15 protein-coding genes and 1 riboswitch are annotated in these 15,223 nt (G+C 51.2%); of the genes, 7 read left to right on the top strand and 8 right to left on the bottom strand.

The genetic code is table 11. The features are described from left to right. Positions 1-138 precede the first annotated feature (138 nt). Positions 139-1,056: an alpha/beta hydrolase family protein gene (locus ACO0LK_RS15460; RefSeq protein WP_422976506.1), complete on the top strand. Its 918-nt coding sequence runs from the start codon at positions 139-141 to the stop codon at positions 1,054-1,056. Positions 1,057-1,826: 770 nt separating this feature from the next. Here ACO0LK_RS15460 and ACO0LK_RS15455 read toward each other — a convergent pair. The 8 genes from ACO0LK_RS15455 to ACO0LK_RS15420 form a co-directional block, all read right to left on the bottom strand. Next, a complete protein-coding gene (locus ACO0LK_RS15455) occupies positions 1,827-2,921 on the bottom strand; it encodes an enoyl-CoA hydratase/isomerase family protein (protein ID WP_422976504.1) in 1,095 nt (364 codons plus the stop codon). Between the two features lie 666 nt (positions 2,922-3,587). After that, a complete protein-coding gene (gene hpf / locus ACO0LK_RS15450; RefSeq protein WP_186950434.1) occupies positions 3,588-3,935 on the bottom strand; it encodes a ribosome hibernation-promoting factor, HPF/YfiA family in 348 nt (115 codons plus the stop codon). 109 nt (positions 3,936-4,044) lie between these two features. Then, entirely contained in the window at positions 4,045-5,532 is a 1,488-nt protein-coding gene (locus ACO0LK_RS15445; protein WP_422976502.1) for an RNA polymerase factor sigma-54, read from the bottom strand. Positions 5,533-5,543: 11 nt separating this feature from the next. Further along, complete coding sequence (lptB, locus tag ACO0LK_RS15440; protein ID WP_186950430.1) at positions 5,544-6,296, bottom strand: LPS export ABC transporter ATP-binding protein; 753 nt, start codon at positions 6,294-6,296, stop codon at positions 5,544-5,546. After that, complete coding sequence (gene lptA / locus ACO0LK_RS15435) at positions 6,297-6,848, bottom strand: lipopolysaccharide transport periplasmic protein LptA (protein WP_422976500.1); 552 nt, start codon at positions 6,846-6,848, stop codon at positions 6,297-6,299. It abuts the gene before it with no gap. Positions 6,849-6,875: 27 nt separating this feature from the next. Continuing rightward, on the bottom strand, positions 6,876-7,526 hold the full coding sequence (gene lptC / locus ACO0LK_RS15430; RefSeq protein WP_422976498.1) for an LPS export ABC transporter periplasmic protein LptC: 651 nt from the start codon (positions 7,524-7,526) through the stop codon (positions 6,876-6,878). Next, entirely contained in the window at positions 7,523-8,059 is a 537-nt protein-coding gene (locus ACO0LK_RS15425; protein ID WP_422976496.1) for a KdsC family phosphatase, read from the bottom strand. The genes lptC and ACO0LK_RS15425 overlap by 4 nt, the downstream gene beginning before the upstream one ends. Then, the gene (locus ACO0LK_RS15420; protein ID WP_186950422.1) at positions 8,059-9,099 is read right to left on the bottom strand and encodes a KpsF/GutQ family sugar-phosphate isomerase; all 1,041 of its coding nucleotides are present in this window, start codon (positions 9,097-9,099) and stop codon (positions 8,059-8,061) included. Before ACO0LK_RS15420 ends, ACO0LK_RS15425 begins: the two co-directional genes overlap by 1 nt. 113 nt (positions 9,100-9,212) lie before the next feature. On the opposite strand from ACO0LK_RS15420, the gene ACO0LK_RS15415 reads away from it, so the two are divergent. The 6 genes from ACO0LK_RS15415 (at position 9,213) to metF (ending at position 15,167) form a co-directional block, all read left to right on the top strand. Then, entirely contained in the window at positions 9,213-11,195 is a 1,983-nt protein-coding gene (locus ACO0LK_RS15415; RefSeq protein WP_422976494.1) for a monovalent cation:proton antiporter-2 (CPA2) family protein, read from the top strand. A gap of 32 nt (positions 11,196-11,227) precedes the next feature. Next, complete coding sequence (locus ACO0LK_RS15410; RefSeq protein ID WP_186950417.1) at positions 11,228-11,770, top strand: adenine phosphoribosyltransferase; 543 nt, start codon at positions 11,228-11,230, stop codon at positions 11,768-11,770. 39 nt (positions 11,771-11,809) lie between these two features. After that, a complete protein-coding gene (locus tag ACO0LK_RS15405) occupies positions 11,810-12,271 on the top strand; it encodes a GNAT family N-acetyltransferase (protein ID WP_422976491.1) in 462 nt (153 codons plus the stop codon). A 92-nt stretch (positions 12,272-12,363) separates the two neighbouring features. Beyond that, positions 12,364-12,438: riboswitch (S-adenosyl-L-homocysteine riboswitch) on the top strand. Positions 12,439-12,463: 25 nt separating this feature from the next. Beyond that, positions 12,464-13,891, top strand: a complete 1,428-nt coding sequence (ahcY, locus tag ACO0LK_RS15400; protein WP_422976489.1) for an adenosylhomocysteinase — start codon at positions 12,464-12,466, stop codon at positions 13,889-13,891. Positions 13,892-13,996: 105 nt separating this feature from the next. Further along, entirely contained in the window at positions 13,997-14,353 is a 357-nt protein-coding gene (locus ACO0LK_RS15395; protein ID WP_186950410.1) for a phage holin family protein, read from the top strand. After that, positions 14,340-15,167 (top strand): methylenetetrahydrofolate reductase [NAD(P)H], encoded by an 828-nt coding sequence (gene metF, locus ACO0LK_RS15390; RefSeq protein ID WP_422976487.1) that lies wholly within the window; start codon positions 14,340-14,342, stop codon positions 15,165-15,167. Before ACO0LK_RS15395 ends, metF begins: the two co-directional genes overlap by 14 nt. Positions 15,168-15,223: the final 56 nt, after the last annotated feature.

The raw sequence follows: 15,223 nt of genomic DNA, 5'->3' as shown, positions 1-15,223 counted from the left end.
ATTTTTTTATTGAAATTCCTTAAAAAATTTACATTGCTTATGTTATTTTAGTGGAAGCAGCTATCGCCAGAAAAATGGCATAACATCAAAATTTCCGCTTAGTGCATTCTTATGATTTCACTTTCTTCTTGTTTTCGCGTGTCGATTTTGACGTTGACGATCTTCTTTTGCACTTCAGGAATCGCAGCACCAGCCCTTCAGGAACACCATATCAGTATTGATGGCAAGGAAAGACGGTATTACCATTTTTCTGATCCTGCATCAGTGACCCAGGGGCAGGCAATAATATTGGTCAGTGGTTCGGGTTGTGATGATTTTTCGGCGCGATTACCCAAGTTCTTTGAGCGGTATCCTGAACCGGTTAATGTCTATTATCTTGAAAAATATGGCGTCATAAAAAGGGCTGACGGCAGTAAATGTTCGTCGGAATTTCTGGCTGCTGACAAATTTGAAATACGTTTATCCGATCATTTGAAGTTTATAGGGGAGGAGCCTGATCTAAAGAAAATGCCCGCACGTTCCATCGCTGTACTGGGATTTTCAGAGGGCGGAGCGATAGCCCCCTATATCGCCAGAGACAATAAAAAAATCGGTTGGCTGGCGACGGCGGGTAGTGGTGGTTTGAAGCAAAGTGAAGAATTTCTGATCTTTGCAGATCGTGGTGTAGAACCTTATGCCAAGCCTTTCTCGAGAGATTATTTTTTGCAGGTTTATGACGAGATCAGACGTGATGGCAATAATCTGGAAAAAGAATTCTTTGGGCATTCCTATGTCTACTGGTCCGGACATTTGTTCTCGGATCCACTGGACGTATATGCAAAGCTGGATATCCCCATGGTGGCAGCGATGGGAGAGAAAGATGACAGTGTACCCATAGAGTCAGGACGTGCCTTACGGGATTATTTCCTGAAGCATCCTGAAAAGGATTTTCAGTTCGTGGAATTTCCAGGTGCCAGTCATGGTTTGAAGACATCTGATAAAAATGGAGCGCAAGAGTTTATTGCGAGTTTGGCGGCGTGGTTTAAGGGGAGGAAGAGAGCGTTTGAATTGAAGTAGCTGGCATCAGTAACGAACTGGCACAATTTTCAAACAAGTTATTTGTATCGACGTCATTCCAGCGTGTTTCTAGCTGGAATCTAGTGGTGTTTTTGGCAGGCTATTGCGTGAGTTAATTTCAGATTATTAGAACTCATTTCATAAATAGGGATGAGTGCGAGCAAGGTGATTCGGGATGCAGTGCAAGGCGTGACGCGCAGCCAAGGCTGGTGCCTTGGCAAGCGGCACAACGCTGCAATGCGCCCGCGAAGTGTCAATGCGGCCAGCTCCCGAAGGGTTTGCCTCATAACGCGTGCTGGACTGCAAGGTGTGAATAATTCGACTCGTTGTCAATAGACCCGCTATTGACTGCCTCGTCCGCCTTGCCAGCCCACGTTATGAGGCAAACGCATCTCACCCCTATTTATGAAATGAGTTCTAGTATTTTGAGTAATCTGGTTTTCAATGCCAACAGACGTTCATTTTGGATTGCAGGCCGGTGGTAGACCGGCGGCTACCCACCTTTTTGCTTCGCCAAAAAGGTGGGCCAAAAAGGCGACCCAGGCGTCGTCGCCCCTGCGGGGTTCCCTTTGCTGCCAGTCAAAAAATGGGAAGGTCCGAAACTCGCTTCGCTCAAACATCGGCCCTTCTTTTTCCATTTTCTGCCTTGCATCAAAGGCGTCGACACATGGGAACTGCTAAAGTCAAAAGCAACCGCAACTTCAAAAGCAACCGCAACTTCAAAAGCGATGACAATGCGACCTTTAGTTAAATTGCTTTTGCGGGGTAATTTATCCCTGCAAAAAACGCAAAGGATGTGCGTGGGTAGGCCATACCTCGATGAAGAAATTTGCCACCTGTTCTGTCGTCACCTCTGCCAGCGTGGTGGGTGACCAGCGTGGTGTATTGTCTTTGTCTACCACCAGCGCACGCACACCTTCCAATACTTCACCGTGTTTGAAACAGTGGCGTACCATGTTTCTTTCCATACGCAGGCAATCGGATACGGTAATGCTGGCGCTGCGCCGTAATTGTTCCAGCGTGACAGACATCAATAGTGGAGAACGTTTTTGCATGATGGCAAATGCCTGTTGTGCAAAATCAGATGTGTCTTGCTGCAAGTTGTTGCTGATCTCGATTGCACAGTTTCCGCTGAACAGGGCATCAATGCCTGATCTGTTTGCGGCCAGCTTACTGTTGCCGGGGAGTGCCTGATCAGCAAAAGGAACCGCAAATTCGCGTATTGCGGCTCGTACATCGGTGGCGGTATTTTGTTCCAGAAGATGCATCAAGGCAGGCAATTTTGATGTCGGTATAAATACATCGGCCAGCCCTGCATACAGCGCATCGGCTGCGTTAATGACTTCACCGGTCAGACCCATGTAAGTACCAATTTGTCCCGGTGCACGTGATAGGAAGTAACCACCACCCACGTCCGGGAACAGGCCGATATTCACTTCCGGCATCGCCATTTTGGTACGTTCCGTGACGATGCGCAGGCGGCAGTCATTGCCTGCCTGGGCGATACCCATACCACCTCCCATGACGACCCCATTCATCAGCGCGATATAAGGTTTGGGGTAGAAATGAATTAAATGATTTAGTGCATATTCTTCGGTGAAAAAATCTTCCAGCAAGGCAGAATCACCTTTTGGTGTTGCGGTGCCTACATCATAAAAGAAGCGGATATCACCACCTGCACAAAATGCCTTTTCACTGCTGCCATGGATAAATACTGCCCGCACGCTTTGATCATCCTGCCAGGCCAGCAAGGTCGTTGTCAGCGCTCTAACCATATCGAGAGACAGCGAGTTCAGTGCTTTGGGTCTATCCAGGATGATATAGCCGATGTTGTTCTTGACGGAGGTGAGTACAAATTGGCTCATGGTGGTTGACTATGCAGGGTAGAGGATGAAGCTGCTATTTTAGCTTTGTCGGACGTGGGCGTCACGGGGTGTATATGCTTATGAGGAAATGATGCAGGGGCGAGATGTTTGTTGTTGTTGTTGTTGTTGTTGTTGTTGATCTTCAACCGCTTGGGCCGATGTAATTTGTGCGTCACAGAAAATGGAAAGAGAAGATCCGATGTTTGAGCGAAGCGAGTTGCGGATATTCCCATTTTTTGTGATGCACAAATTATGCTGAAGCGCAGCGCAAGCACCCGTAGGGCGAGTCTGCGGTCGCCTTTTCTTTGGATACTTGCTTTTGGCGACGCAAAAGAAAGTATCTCGGCTGCCGGGCCGAGACCCGGCTTGTGTCCACGGAGGGCGATCGTCTTAATCAAAGTGTGGCATATAACGGGCGACACGGCATACATAGAACGCCGCTGGATTCCAGCCAAACCCACGCTGGAATGACGCCAATAAAAATGCCGTGAATCAACTAACTCGCAGCTTGTTGAGCAACGCATGCTACAAACAGCAATAAAAGTAAATTATTTATTTGAAATGTCAGAAACGATATCTACAAAAAACCTATCATCCAGCAAAAAGGACGCCTGTAGCGTCCTTGTTTTGGATGTCCACAACCCTGTTAAGGTAAGGACTGGGGTCTTATGAAGCCGATGCCGGATCAGGTATGTGCTTGATGGCGTCGTGCTGATGGTTTTGTATCTTGTCTTTATGCTTGATGACCTGACGATCAAGTTTATCTATCAGTGTATCGATAGCTGCATACAGATCATGCGCCAGACTTTCTACATGGATATCTTTGCCACTGATATGCAAATTAATGTCCGCTTTGTGTCGTTTTTCCTTTTCCCGGAGCTTGTCCACCGTCAGGATGACGGCGATATCAATGACCTGGTCGAAGTGTCGCCTGATACGTTCTAGTTTGGTATGTACATATTCACGAATTGCAGGAGTTACTTCGACGTGATGTCCACTGATGGTGAGATTCATACTGTGCTCCTATAGTGATGTTGCTTGCTGTAACGATAAGCTCATTGCTGTCTTATTGCCTTGAGCTAAATCATATATAGCAATTCAAACCGTGATTACAAGGACTTGCTTACAAAGATTTACGCAAACTCACTGGGGGGATTTTGAGGGCTTCACGGTATTTGGCAACTGTCCGTCGGGCAATTACCATGCCCTGTTCACCCAGCATGTCTGCAATTTTGCTATCAGAGAGTGGGCTTTTCTGGTCTTCTGCTCCTATCAACTGCTTGATGAGTGCGCGTATCGCGGTGGAAGATGCTTCCCCCCCTGTTTCCGTCGCGACATGGCTGCCGAAAAAGTATTTCAACTCAAACATGCCGTGGGGGGTCAGCATGTATTTTTGGGTTGTTACACGCGAGATAGTGCTCTCGTGTAATCCTAGTGTATCAGCAATTTCGCGCAAAACAAGGGGGCGCATGGCAACAGCACCATGCGTGAAAAAATTGCGTTGTCTTTCAACTATGGCTTGTGCAACGCGCAAAATGGTATCGAAACGCTGCCGCATATTCTTGATCAGCCAGCGTGCCTCTTGCAACTGTGAGCCGAGCCCGCCTTCCCCACGATTTTGTTTCATGATGTTGGCATACATGCTGCTGACACGCAATTTGGGCATGACATCCTGATTCAGCGAGACTTGCCAGCCATTGGCTGATTTTTTGACAATGACATCTGGCACGACATAATCCGATTCATCGACTGCAAAATCGATACCTGGGCGGGGCTTGCATAGGCGGATGACGGTTTGTGCGTCGCGCAAATCTTCATCATCGCAGTCGAGGATTTTCTTGAGTTTGGTGAAATCTCTTTGTGCAAATAAAGTCAGTTGCGTTTCAACAATTTGCAAAGCCAGTCTGCGTGTCACGAAAGCAATTTTAGGCAAGCGCTTGATTTGCAGGGCAAGGCATTCAGATGGTGTGCGAGCGCCCACACCTGCCGGATCAAAGCTTTGCAGCATGTTCAGGGCAAATGCCAGTTCTTCTGGCTCGACGCACAATTCCAGTGGCAGGCTGGCATGGATTTCATCCAGGGTTTCTGTCAGGTAGCCATTGTTGTCGATGGCATCAATCATCAATTCGACCAGGGCGCGGTCACGTGGCTCGCGCAGGTTCAGACGCATTTGTTCTTGTAAATGTTCTCGCAGTGTAATGTGGGCGGCACCCAGTTGTGGCCTGCCATCTTCATCGTCACTGCTTTTGCTGCCATGATGCACGTCGTCAAAACCCCAGTCTTCTTCGCTGGAGCTGCTTGTGTCATTGCTGACGGCGATATCAGCGTCAGCCTGAGGTTCTGTAGCTGTGCTGCTTTCTTCGCGGGATGCTGGCGCTTCCATGCCGGCGTCTGCTGCTGTGCTGCTGGTATTGATGGCACCGTCTGCCAGCAGGCGTACTGCGTGGTCCAGCGGGTCATCCACACGCTCCAGCATGGGATTTTCTATGAGCAGGGTTTCCAGCTCCTGGTGCAATTCCAATGTGGACAATTGCAGCAACCGTATGGATTGCTGCAATTGAGGCGTTAATGCCAGATGCTGGGACGTGCGTAGTTGCAGGCTTTGTTTCATGATGATTCCCGTCACATCCGGAAATGTTCTCCCAGATAGACGCGCCGCACGGATTCATTTTGTATGATGTCATCCGGCTTGCCGCTGGCCAGTACGGCCCCCTGATTGATGATGTAGGCATGATCACAGATGCCCAGAGTTTCACGCACGTTATGATCGGTAATCAATACGCCGATGCCACGTTCCTTGAGGAAACGCACAATGCGCTGGATTTCAATCACGGCGATCGGATCAACACCGGCAAAGGGTTCATCCAGCAAAACGAAGCGCGGGTTGGTGGCCAGTGCGCGGGCAATCTCTACACGCCGGCGTTCGCCGCCTGATAGTGACAGTGCCTGACTTTCCCGGATTTTTTCAATCTGCAAATCGGCCAGCAGGGCATTGAGCCTTTTGACGATGGATTTCTCGGAAAGAAATTTTCCATTGGCATCTTTTTGCAATTCCAGCACGGCACGGATATTTTCTTCTACCGTCAGCTTGCGAAATACCGAAGCTTCCTGTGGCAGGTAAGACAACCCCAGCACGGCCCGCTGGTGTATTGGCAATTGTGAGATATTGACAGCATCAATCGTGATATCGCCAGCGTCGGACGGCACCAGGCCAACGATCATGTAGAAGGAGGTGGTTTTGCCGGCACCATTCGGGCCCAGCAAACCAACCACTTCACCGCTTTTCACTTCCAGCGATACGTCACGCACCACCTGGCGCGCGCCATAACGTTTTTGCAATCCCTTGACGAGCAAGGTACTAGGCGTGGCAGTCATTTAATTGGTCTGTTTGGGTTGCAGGGTGATTTTGACGCGGCCGGCACCGTCTACATGCTGGCCCGTGGTTGAATTGGTACCGATGGCGATATCATTTTTACTGTCATAGGACAGGTATTCGCCCTCTTGTTCCTGGGTGACCTTCTTGCCTTCCAGGTAGCGCACTTTGGCTTTGGAAATGAACTTGACGATTTCTGTCGTCTGATTGTATTCCGCACGGTCCGCTTCACCTTCTACCCACAGGTCCGGGCCGCCATCGCGTTTTTGCCGGAAGCTGACTTTTTTGCTGACGCCACCAGTCAGTACGACAAACTGGTCACCGTTCGGGGCTTCGGTAACGACGGCTTTTTCCGAATTGACGACCAGGGTGCCGCGCACCAGTTGTACGCCTTTGGACAAGACGCGCACGCTGGTTTTTCCATCGCTTTCAGAGTAACCGGCCTCGATGGTTGTCTCCTTGAAACTGTCGGCTTTTTCTGCACCTGCTGGCGTATAGATTAAAGCTAAACAAGCCAGTCCCAGGCATTGGCTAAGGGAGCGTATCAATTTCATATTTTTCATTGGCAAATATCGCTTTCTCTATTTGGATGGTGTAGGGGCAACTGGTTCGCGTTCACGTTTTTTCAAGTGAATACGTACCTTACTTAGCAGCGCCAGATGTTGGGTGGAGTTGTTGGCCACCATACCTACGGCGGTGGTGTCCACTTTTCCTGTTTTGACGGTGATAGGCTTGTCAGTTTTGACAATATCATCGTCGGGTAACAGCAACAAATAACTGGTTTCCAGGCGCATGAATTGTGAGCTCAGGCCTTCGGGTCTTTCCATGCTGACGTTGTCATACAGACGTACTTCATCATGTTCACGCTTGGGCGTGGTGACCGTGGATTTTTGCGACACCACGGCCAGGTCAGCCAGCAGATGCAAAGGCGGGCGATCAACATCAAAGCTGTTGATTTGCGGGCGCTGAATTTCTATATTGTCATTGCGCGGCAGATGAATCAGGCGTTCACCAGTGATGTGGTAATTTGCCTTGCCATTATTTGACAGCCGGATAAAATTGAATTTTTCTACATAGTAATCCGGTGCCGAACGGGCAGATGAACGGTTCTGTTCATCATTCGCATTCCGCCGTATGACTTCCATCACCCAGATGGTACCCAGGGTCATCATGCCCAGCAGTATGACTGCCAGCCAGATGCGGAAACGGTCTATGGTCATATGTTGTTTCATGACAGGTAAGCCCCGATAGCCTCTTCATATTTACCCTGGGCGCGCAGGATGAAGTCGCAAACTTCCCGTGCCGCACCTTTGCCGCCACTGGCCGTGGTGACGTAATGCACTCTTTGCCTGACTTCTGCATGGGCATTCGGTACGCTGGCAGAAAAACCGCAACGTGTCAGTATCGGCAAGTCGATGATGTCATCGCCGATAAAGCCACAGACATCGGCAGGCAGATTCAATTCAGCAAGCAATTGCAGGAAGGCCGATTTCTTGTCGTGTATGCCCTGGCGTACATGGGTGATGCCAAGGTCGCTGGCACGCTTGCTGACAATCGCTGATTGCCTGGCGCTGATGATGGCTGTGGCAATGCCGGCCTGCTGCAACAGCTTGATGCCCTGGCCGTCAAGCACATTGAAGGTTTTCATCATTTCACCTTCCGGGCCGAAATGCAGGCTGCCGTCGGTGAGTATGCCATCCACGTCAAATATCATGAGCTTGATCGTGGCGGCATTATCGGCTGCAACTTGTCTTGCTTTTTCCATCAGATTACCTTGGCCCGTGTCAGGTCATGAATATGCAGGGCACCGACCAGTTTTCCCTGGTCATCGGCCACCAGCAACTGGTTGATGCGATAGGTTTCCATAATTTCTACCGCTTCTACCGCCAGTTGTTCTGGCCGTATGCGGCGCGGCTTGTCATGCATGACTTCGGCAATCTGTAACTGGGTAAAGTCGCGTGTGCCATCCATCAGGCGGCGCAAGTCACCGTCGGTGAAGATGCCGACGATATGCTGGTCTTTATCCACCACGGCGGTCATCGCCATGCCTTTTTTGGTAATTTCCAGCAGCGCGGTTTTCAGGCCGGTATCTGGTGTCACCTGCGGGATATCATCGCCGGTGCGCATGACATCGCGGACGTGGGTCAGCAGGCGGCGGCCCAGTGAACCACCAGGGTGGGAGCGGGCAAAGTCTTCTTCGCGAAAACCGCGTGCATCCAGTACGGCGACTGCCAGCGCATCACCCAGCGCCAGTGTGACGGTGGTGCTGGCTGTTGGTGCCAGGTTTAGCGGGCAGGCTTCTTTCGCCACATGCAGGTTCAGGTGTACATCGGCCAGCTTGCCCAGACTGGATTCCGGGTTGCCGGTCATGGCGATCAGTTTGACACCCAGGCGCTTGATGATGGGCAGGATGGACATCAGTTCAGATGCTTCACCAGAATAAGAAATGGCAATAAATACATCTTGTGGTGTCACCATGCCAAGATCACCATGCGCGGCTTCTGCCGGATGGACGAAAAAGGACGGCGTGCCGGTAGAAGCGAAAGTCGCAGCGATCTTGCGGGCGATATGACCAGACTTGCCTATGCCCGAGACGACCACGCGACCGTGGCAGGCTAACAACATATACACGGCTTCGGTGAAGCCGGCTGCGTCGCCGTTACCCAGACGCTTTTGCAATGCAAGCAGGGCATCGGCTTCGATTTGCAGGGTTTCGCAGGCCAGTTTCAGGGCGCGCTGTGCGGCTTCAGCCGTGCGCACAGGTGCAACATGGTCGCGAGAAGATAGGGCATTGAATTCGTTCATGCCCGAAGTATAAACGAAATCCGCAAAGCAAGAACTCTGCCAGTTGTAACGTAGTGAATATTGTTTGCCTTAAGGCAGGTTTCAGACGCGATAAATCGGCAATAATAGGAGACATGACAGGTCTAGACACTACATTATTATTGCTGGCAGCCTCTGTGATGGGCGTGGTCGGCTTCCGCATGTTGCAACTGCCGCCCATGCTGGGTTATCTGGTAGTTGGTATTTTAATTGGCCCATATGGTCTGGGTGTGGCGGAAGAAAGTGCGGTCACCCACGAACTGGCCGAATTCGGCGTGGTGTTCCTGATGTTTTCGATAGGGCTGGAATTTTCGCTGTCCAAACTCATGGCCATGCGCAAGGCCGTATTTGGCCTGGGCATGGCCCAGGTGCTGGTGACCATATTGACCAGCATGCTGTTTGGCTGGCTGGCCAGTCGCTGGCTGCCGCCCATGTTCAGGATTAGCTGGGAAGCCTCATTTGCGCTGGGTGGTGCGCTAGCCATGTCATCTACCGCGATTGTGTCCAAAATGCTCACAGAACGGCTGGAGCTGGAAAGCCTGCACGGGCGGCAAATTATCAGCGTGCTGTTATTTCAGGATCTGGCCGTGGTGCCCTTGTTGATCCTGGTACCGGCGCTGGCATCCAAATCACCTGACCTGGTGAAAACGCTGGCGCTGGCCAGCGGCAAAGCTGTTGTGGTACTGGTGTTGCTGCTGGTGGTCGGGCAAAAAATCATGCGTACCTGGTTCAGCATCGTGGTAAAGCGGCGCTCGCAAGAGTTGTTCATGCTGAATCTTTTGCTGATCACCCTGGGTGCTGCCTGGCTGACCGAAAAGGCTGGCCTCTCCATGGCGCTGGGTGCGTTCGTGGCGGGTATGCTGATTTCCGAGACCGAATACCGGCATCAGGTGGAAGAAGATATCAAGCCCTTCCGCGATGTCTTGCTGGGGCTGTTTTTCATCACCGTCGGCATGCTGTTGAATGTGCGCCTGGTGATTGAACATTTCTGGCTGGTCATGTTGTTATTGTCTGGCCCGGTATTGTTAAAGCTGATACTCATCGCTGCATTGGCCAGGGTATTTGGCAATTCAACCAGCGTGGCCCTGCGCACGGGCCTGGGTCTGGCGCAGGCCGGTGAATTCGGCTTTGTCTTGCTGAATCAGGCCGGGGGCTTGCAACTGGTGGACCCCTTGCTGGTGCAATTGATACTGGCGTCGATGGTGATTTCCATGCTGATATCCCCATTCATCCTGGCCAAGTCGGATGTCATCGTCATGAAATTCTCGGCCAATGAATGGATGATGCAATCCCTGGCCCTGACCCAGATTGCTGCCCGCACCATGACCACCAAGAAGCATGTGATCATTGCCGGTTTTGGTCGTAGTGGCCAGAGCCTGGCGCGTATTCTGGCAGAAGAAAATATTGATTATCATGCACTTGATCTTGATCCGGACCGCGTGCGCGAAGCGCAGGCTGCCGGTGTCAATGTGTCCTACGGTGACGCAGCCAGACGCGAGAGCCTGCTGGCCGCCGGTATCAACCGGGCTGCGGCATTGGTGGTGACGTATACCAGTACGGCATCAGCGCTGAAGATCTTGCATTTTGTGAATGAAATGAATCCCAGCCTGCCCGTCATTGTGCGTAGTCACGATGATGTCGATCTGGAAAAACTCAGGTCTGCCGGTGCCACCGAAGTCGTGCCGGAATTGATGGAAGGCAGCCTGATGCTGGCTTCTCATGCGCTGGTCATGCTGGGCGTACCCTTGCGCCGCGTGGTGCACAGGGTGCAGGCAGCGCGCGAGGCGCGTTATGAATCCCTGCGTGGCTTCTTCCACGGTGCCAGCGATGCAGCTGACAGCCCGGAAAACATGCAGATACGTCTGCATACGGTATTGTTGACCGAACGTGCCAAGGCGCTGGGGCAGAATCTGGCAGACTTGAAGCTGGGTGAGCTGGAGGTGGATATCCATGCCATACGGCGAGGTAAAGCCAGGCTGGATCAACAAAATGACATTGTTTTGCAGAATGGCGACGTGGTAGTGGTCAGAGGAACTTCCGAAGCAGTCGCTAGAGCAGAGCAGCGGCTGTTAAAATAGCGGGTTATTTTTCAATTTGAAGGACATGCTTGATGTTTAATCCATCAGAGTACATTAAAGAACATATCCGCACGGTGGAAAACTGGCCACAGGAAGGCGTGATGTTCCGCGACATTACCCCCCTGTTGCAGAATCCTAAGGTATTCCGTGTACTGATAGATATGTTTGTGCATCGCTACATGGATGAAAAACTTGACGTCGTGGCTGGCCTGGATGCGCGCGGTTTCATCATCGGTTCTGTGCTGGCCTATGAACTGAACCTGGGTTTTGTACCTATCCGCAAGAAGGGCAAGCTGCCTTTTCACACTGTTTCTGAGCAATATGAGCTGGAATACGGCAGCGCAACGGTAGAATTGCATGCCGACGCCTGCAAAAAAGGCGACCGCGTAGTCCTGATTGATGACCTGATCGCCACGGGTGGCACCATGATGGCCGGCAAGAAATTGCTGGAGCGCCTGGGCGCGACCGTGGTCGAGGGCGCAGTCATCGTTGATCTGCCCGAACTGGGGGGCTCAAAAATTATCCGTGACAGTGGTTTGCCTTTGTACACGGTTTGTAATTTTGATGGTCATTAGGCCATACCTATTCAAAATCCGTGACGGGCGTTTGTCAGCATGAGTCTTTTGCATATAGAAGCCGTTGACCCGGCCTTGCCCGAGGCCGAGGCCTTGCTGGAAGAATTATCTGCCAGCCTGGCTGTGATCACTGGTAGCAGTGGCCGCGCTTCCTTTGATGTACAGGATGTGCGCGTGCCAGGTGCCCTGTTTGTAATGGCACGCGATGCCAGTGGCGTGGCGCAGGCTTGCGGTGCTATTCGTCCTATGGAAGACGGCGTGGCCGAAGTCAAGCGCATGTACGCGCGGACAAACACGCTGGGTCTGGGTTCTGCGGTACTCGCCCATCTGGAAACTGCTGCCAGGCAATATGGCTATCGTCATTTACGTCTGGAAACACGCCTCGTCAACCAGCGGGCCGTTGCCTTTTACGAAAAACACGGCTATTGCCGTATTCCCAATTTTGGCAAATATGTTGGTAAGCCAGAGGCGGTGTGTTTTGAAAAAACATTGAACTGGTAGAAATACATAAAAAACAAATGGCAGGGACTTTTCCAATTCGTTACAAATAGCAAGAAATCAGCACAAACACCGGAGCTGCGCTATACTTGAAATCTTCCAAGGAGCGTTGCGACGAAAACTACAAGTTTTTGCCAGGCTTGGGATATCCATAACCGCGCTCACGTTACTTTTTTCATCAGAAAGGAGGGCGTGATGAACGCCGTCGTAGCAAACACATCCAATACCGTTTCCCAAGATTTTTTCGTTGCTGATCTCAGTCTGGCTGACTGGGGCCGCAAGGAAATCCGCATTGCTGAAACAGAAATGCCTGGCCTGATGGCGATCCGTGAAGAATTCGCGGCTACCCAGCCACTGAAGGGCGCACGTATCACCGGCTCCCTGCACATGACTATCCAGACAGCCGTGCTGATCGAAACACTGCTGGCATTGGGCGCAGAAGTGCGCTGGGCATCTTGCAATATCTACTCGACACAGGATCACGCAGCCGCAGCCATCGCTGCTGGCGGCACACCAGTGTTCGCTTTCAAAGGCGAAAACCTGGATGAATACTGGGATTTCACCCACCGTATTTTCGAATGGAAAGACGGCGGCTATTCCAACATGATTCTCGACGATGGCGGCGATGCCACCTTGTTGCTGCATCTGGGTACACGTGCAGAAACAGATATTTCTGTATTGGCTAACCCGGGTTCAGAAGAAGAAATCTGCCTGTTCAATGCCATCAAGAAACACCTGGCTATCGATGCTACCTGGTACTCCAAACGCCTGGCTGCCATCAAAGGCGTGACAGAAGAAACCACGACAGGCGTACATCGCCTGTACCAGATGCACAAAGACGGCAAACTGGCTTTCCCGGCTATCAACGTCAATGATTCCGTCACCAAATCCAAGTTCGACAACCTGTATGGCTGCCGCGAATCGCTGGTGGATGGTATCAAGCGTGCAACCGACGTCATGATCGCTGGCAAGGTCGCCGTTATCGCCGGTTACGGTGATGTAGGCAAGGGCTCTGCCCAGGCCATGCGTGCTTTGTCTGCACAGGTATGGGTAACTGAAATTGATCCTATCTGCGCATTGCAGGCAGCGATGGAAGGCTACCGCGTCGTGACCATGGAATATGCTGCTGAACATGGCGACATTTTCGTGACGACCACAGGTAACTACCACGTCATCAGCCATGCACATATGCTGAAGATGAAAGACCAGGCCATCGTTTGCAACATCGGTCACTTCGATAATGAAATCGACGTTGCCGCATTGAAGCAATACACCTGGGAAAACATCAAACCACAAGTTGACCACGTGATTTTCCCTGACGGCAAGCGCATCATCCTGCTGGCAGAAGGCCGTCTGGTTAACTTGGGTTGTGGTACAGGTCACCCATCCTATGTCATGAGTTCTTCTTTCGCCAACCAGACCATTGCGCAAATCGAATTGTTTGCCAATACAGCGAAATATCCAGTAGGCGTCTACACCTTGCCTAAGCATCTGGATGAAAAAGTCGCCCGTCTGCAATTGAAAAAACTCAATGCACAACTGAGCGTGCTGACAGAAGAACAGGCAGCCTATATCGGCGTGAATCAAAACGGCCCTTACAAGCCAGATCACTACCGTTATTAATCATCTTGAAAAATCTATCCGGGTTTGCCAAAGGCAAGTCCGGATAGGTGCAATGAAGCTGTATTTTGTGGTTACAGCTTCATCCATCTACAGACAGGAGCATGTATGCGTTTACTGGCAACCTGGTTGGTCAATGCGCTGGCTTTGCTGGCGATCCCTTATCTGATGTCGTCGGTGCAGATCGACAACTTTGTAACTGCGTTGGTAGTGGCCGTGGTACTTGGTCTGGTGAATACCATCATCCGTCCGGTGGTATTGATACTCACCCTGCCAGCAACGGTATTGAGCCTGGGTCTGTTTATCTTTGTCATCAACGGCCTGATGTTCTGGGGTGTGGCAAATGTGATAGACGGTTTCCACGTCACCGGCTTTTGGGCTGCAGTGGGTGGTGCCCTGTTGTACAGCGTGATTTCCTGGACACTCTCGACCTTATTGTTGCAACAAAAAAATGAAGACGCCTAATTTCAGCATAGAATTTTTTCCGCCCAAGACAGCGGAAGGCACGGAAAAGCTGCGTGCAACACGGGCCAAACTGGCCGAGCTTAAACCCAAATATTTTTCCGTCACGTTTGGTGCCGGTGGTACCACGCAACAGGGCACGCTTGATACCGTGACCGAAATCCGTCGTGAAGGCCATGATGCAGCACCGCATCTGTCTTGCGTAGGCGGCACCCGCGAATCGATACGTGCCATCCTTGATGAATTCAAGGCCAATGACATACACCGTTTGGTCGCCTTGCGCGGTGATTTGCCTAGCGGTTATGGCATGGGTGGTGAATTCCGTTATGCTAATGAACTGGTCGAATTCATTCGCGCCGAGACTGGCGACTGGTTCCATATCGAAGTGGCCGCGTATCCCGAAATGCATCCGCAAGCACGTTCACCGCAAGACGATCTGAACAGCTTCGTGCGCAAGATGAATGCTGGTGCAAATGCCGCAATCACCCAGTATTTTTATAATGCCGATGCCTATTTCCGTTTTGTGGATGAAGCACGCAAGGCCGGTGTTACAGCGCCTATCGTGGCTGGTATCATGCCCATCACCAACAGTACACAGTTGCAGCGTTTTTCTGAAATGTGCGGCGCAGAAATCCCGCGCTGGATACGTCTGAAACTGGCCAGCTATGGTGACGATACTGCCTCCATCAAAGCCTTTGGTCTGGATGTGGTGACTGCCATGTGTGAACGCCTGCTGGCAGGTGGTGCACCAGGTCTGCATTTTTATTCCTTGAATCAGGCGGCGTCAACCACGGCGATCTGGCAAAGACTGGTTTAGGTCTGATTCAGGATTGATTCAGGACAGATGTAGAGCTGGCGCAAAAGAGATCGAAA

It is taken from the genome of Undibacterium sp. Ji49W (assembly GCF_049340205.1).
In the GTDB taxonomy this organism is placed as follows: domain Bacteria; phylum Pseudomonadota; class Gammaproteobacteria; order Burkholderiales; family Burkholderiaceae_D; genus Undibacterium.
The sequence above is the reverse complement of the archived record's forward strand: the minus strand, read 5'-3'. Positions and strand labels throughout refer to the sequence as shown.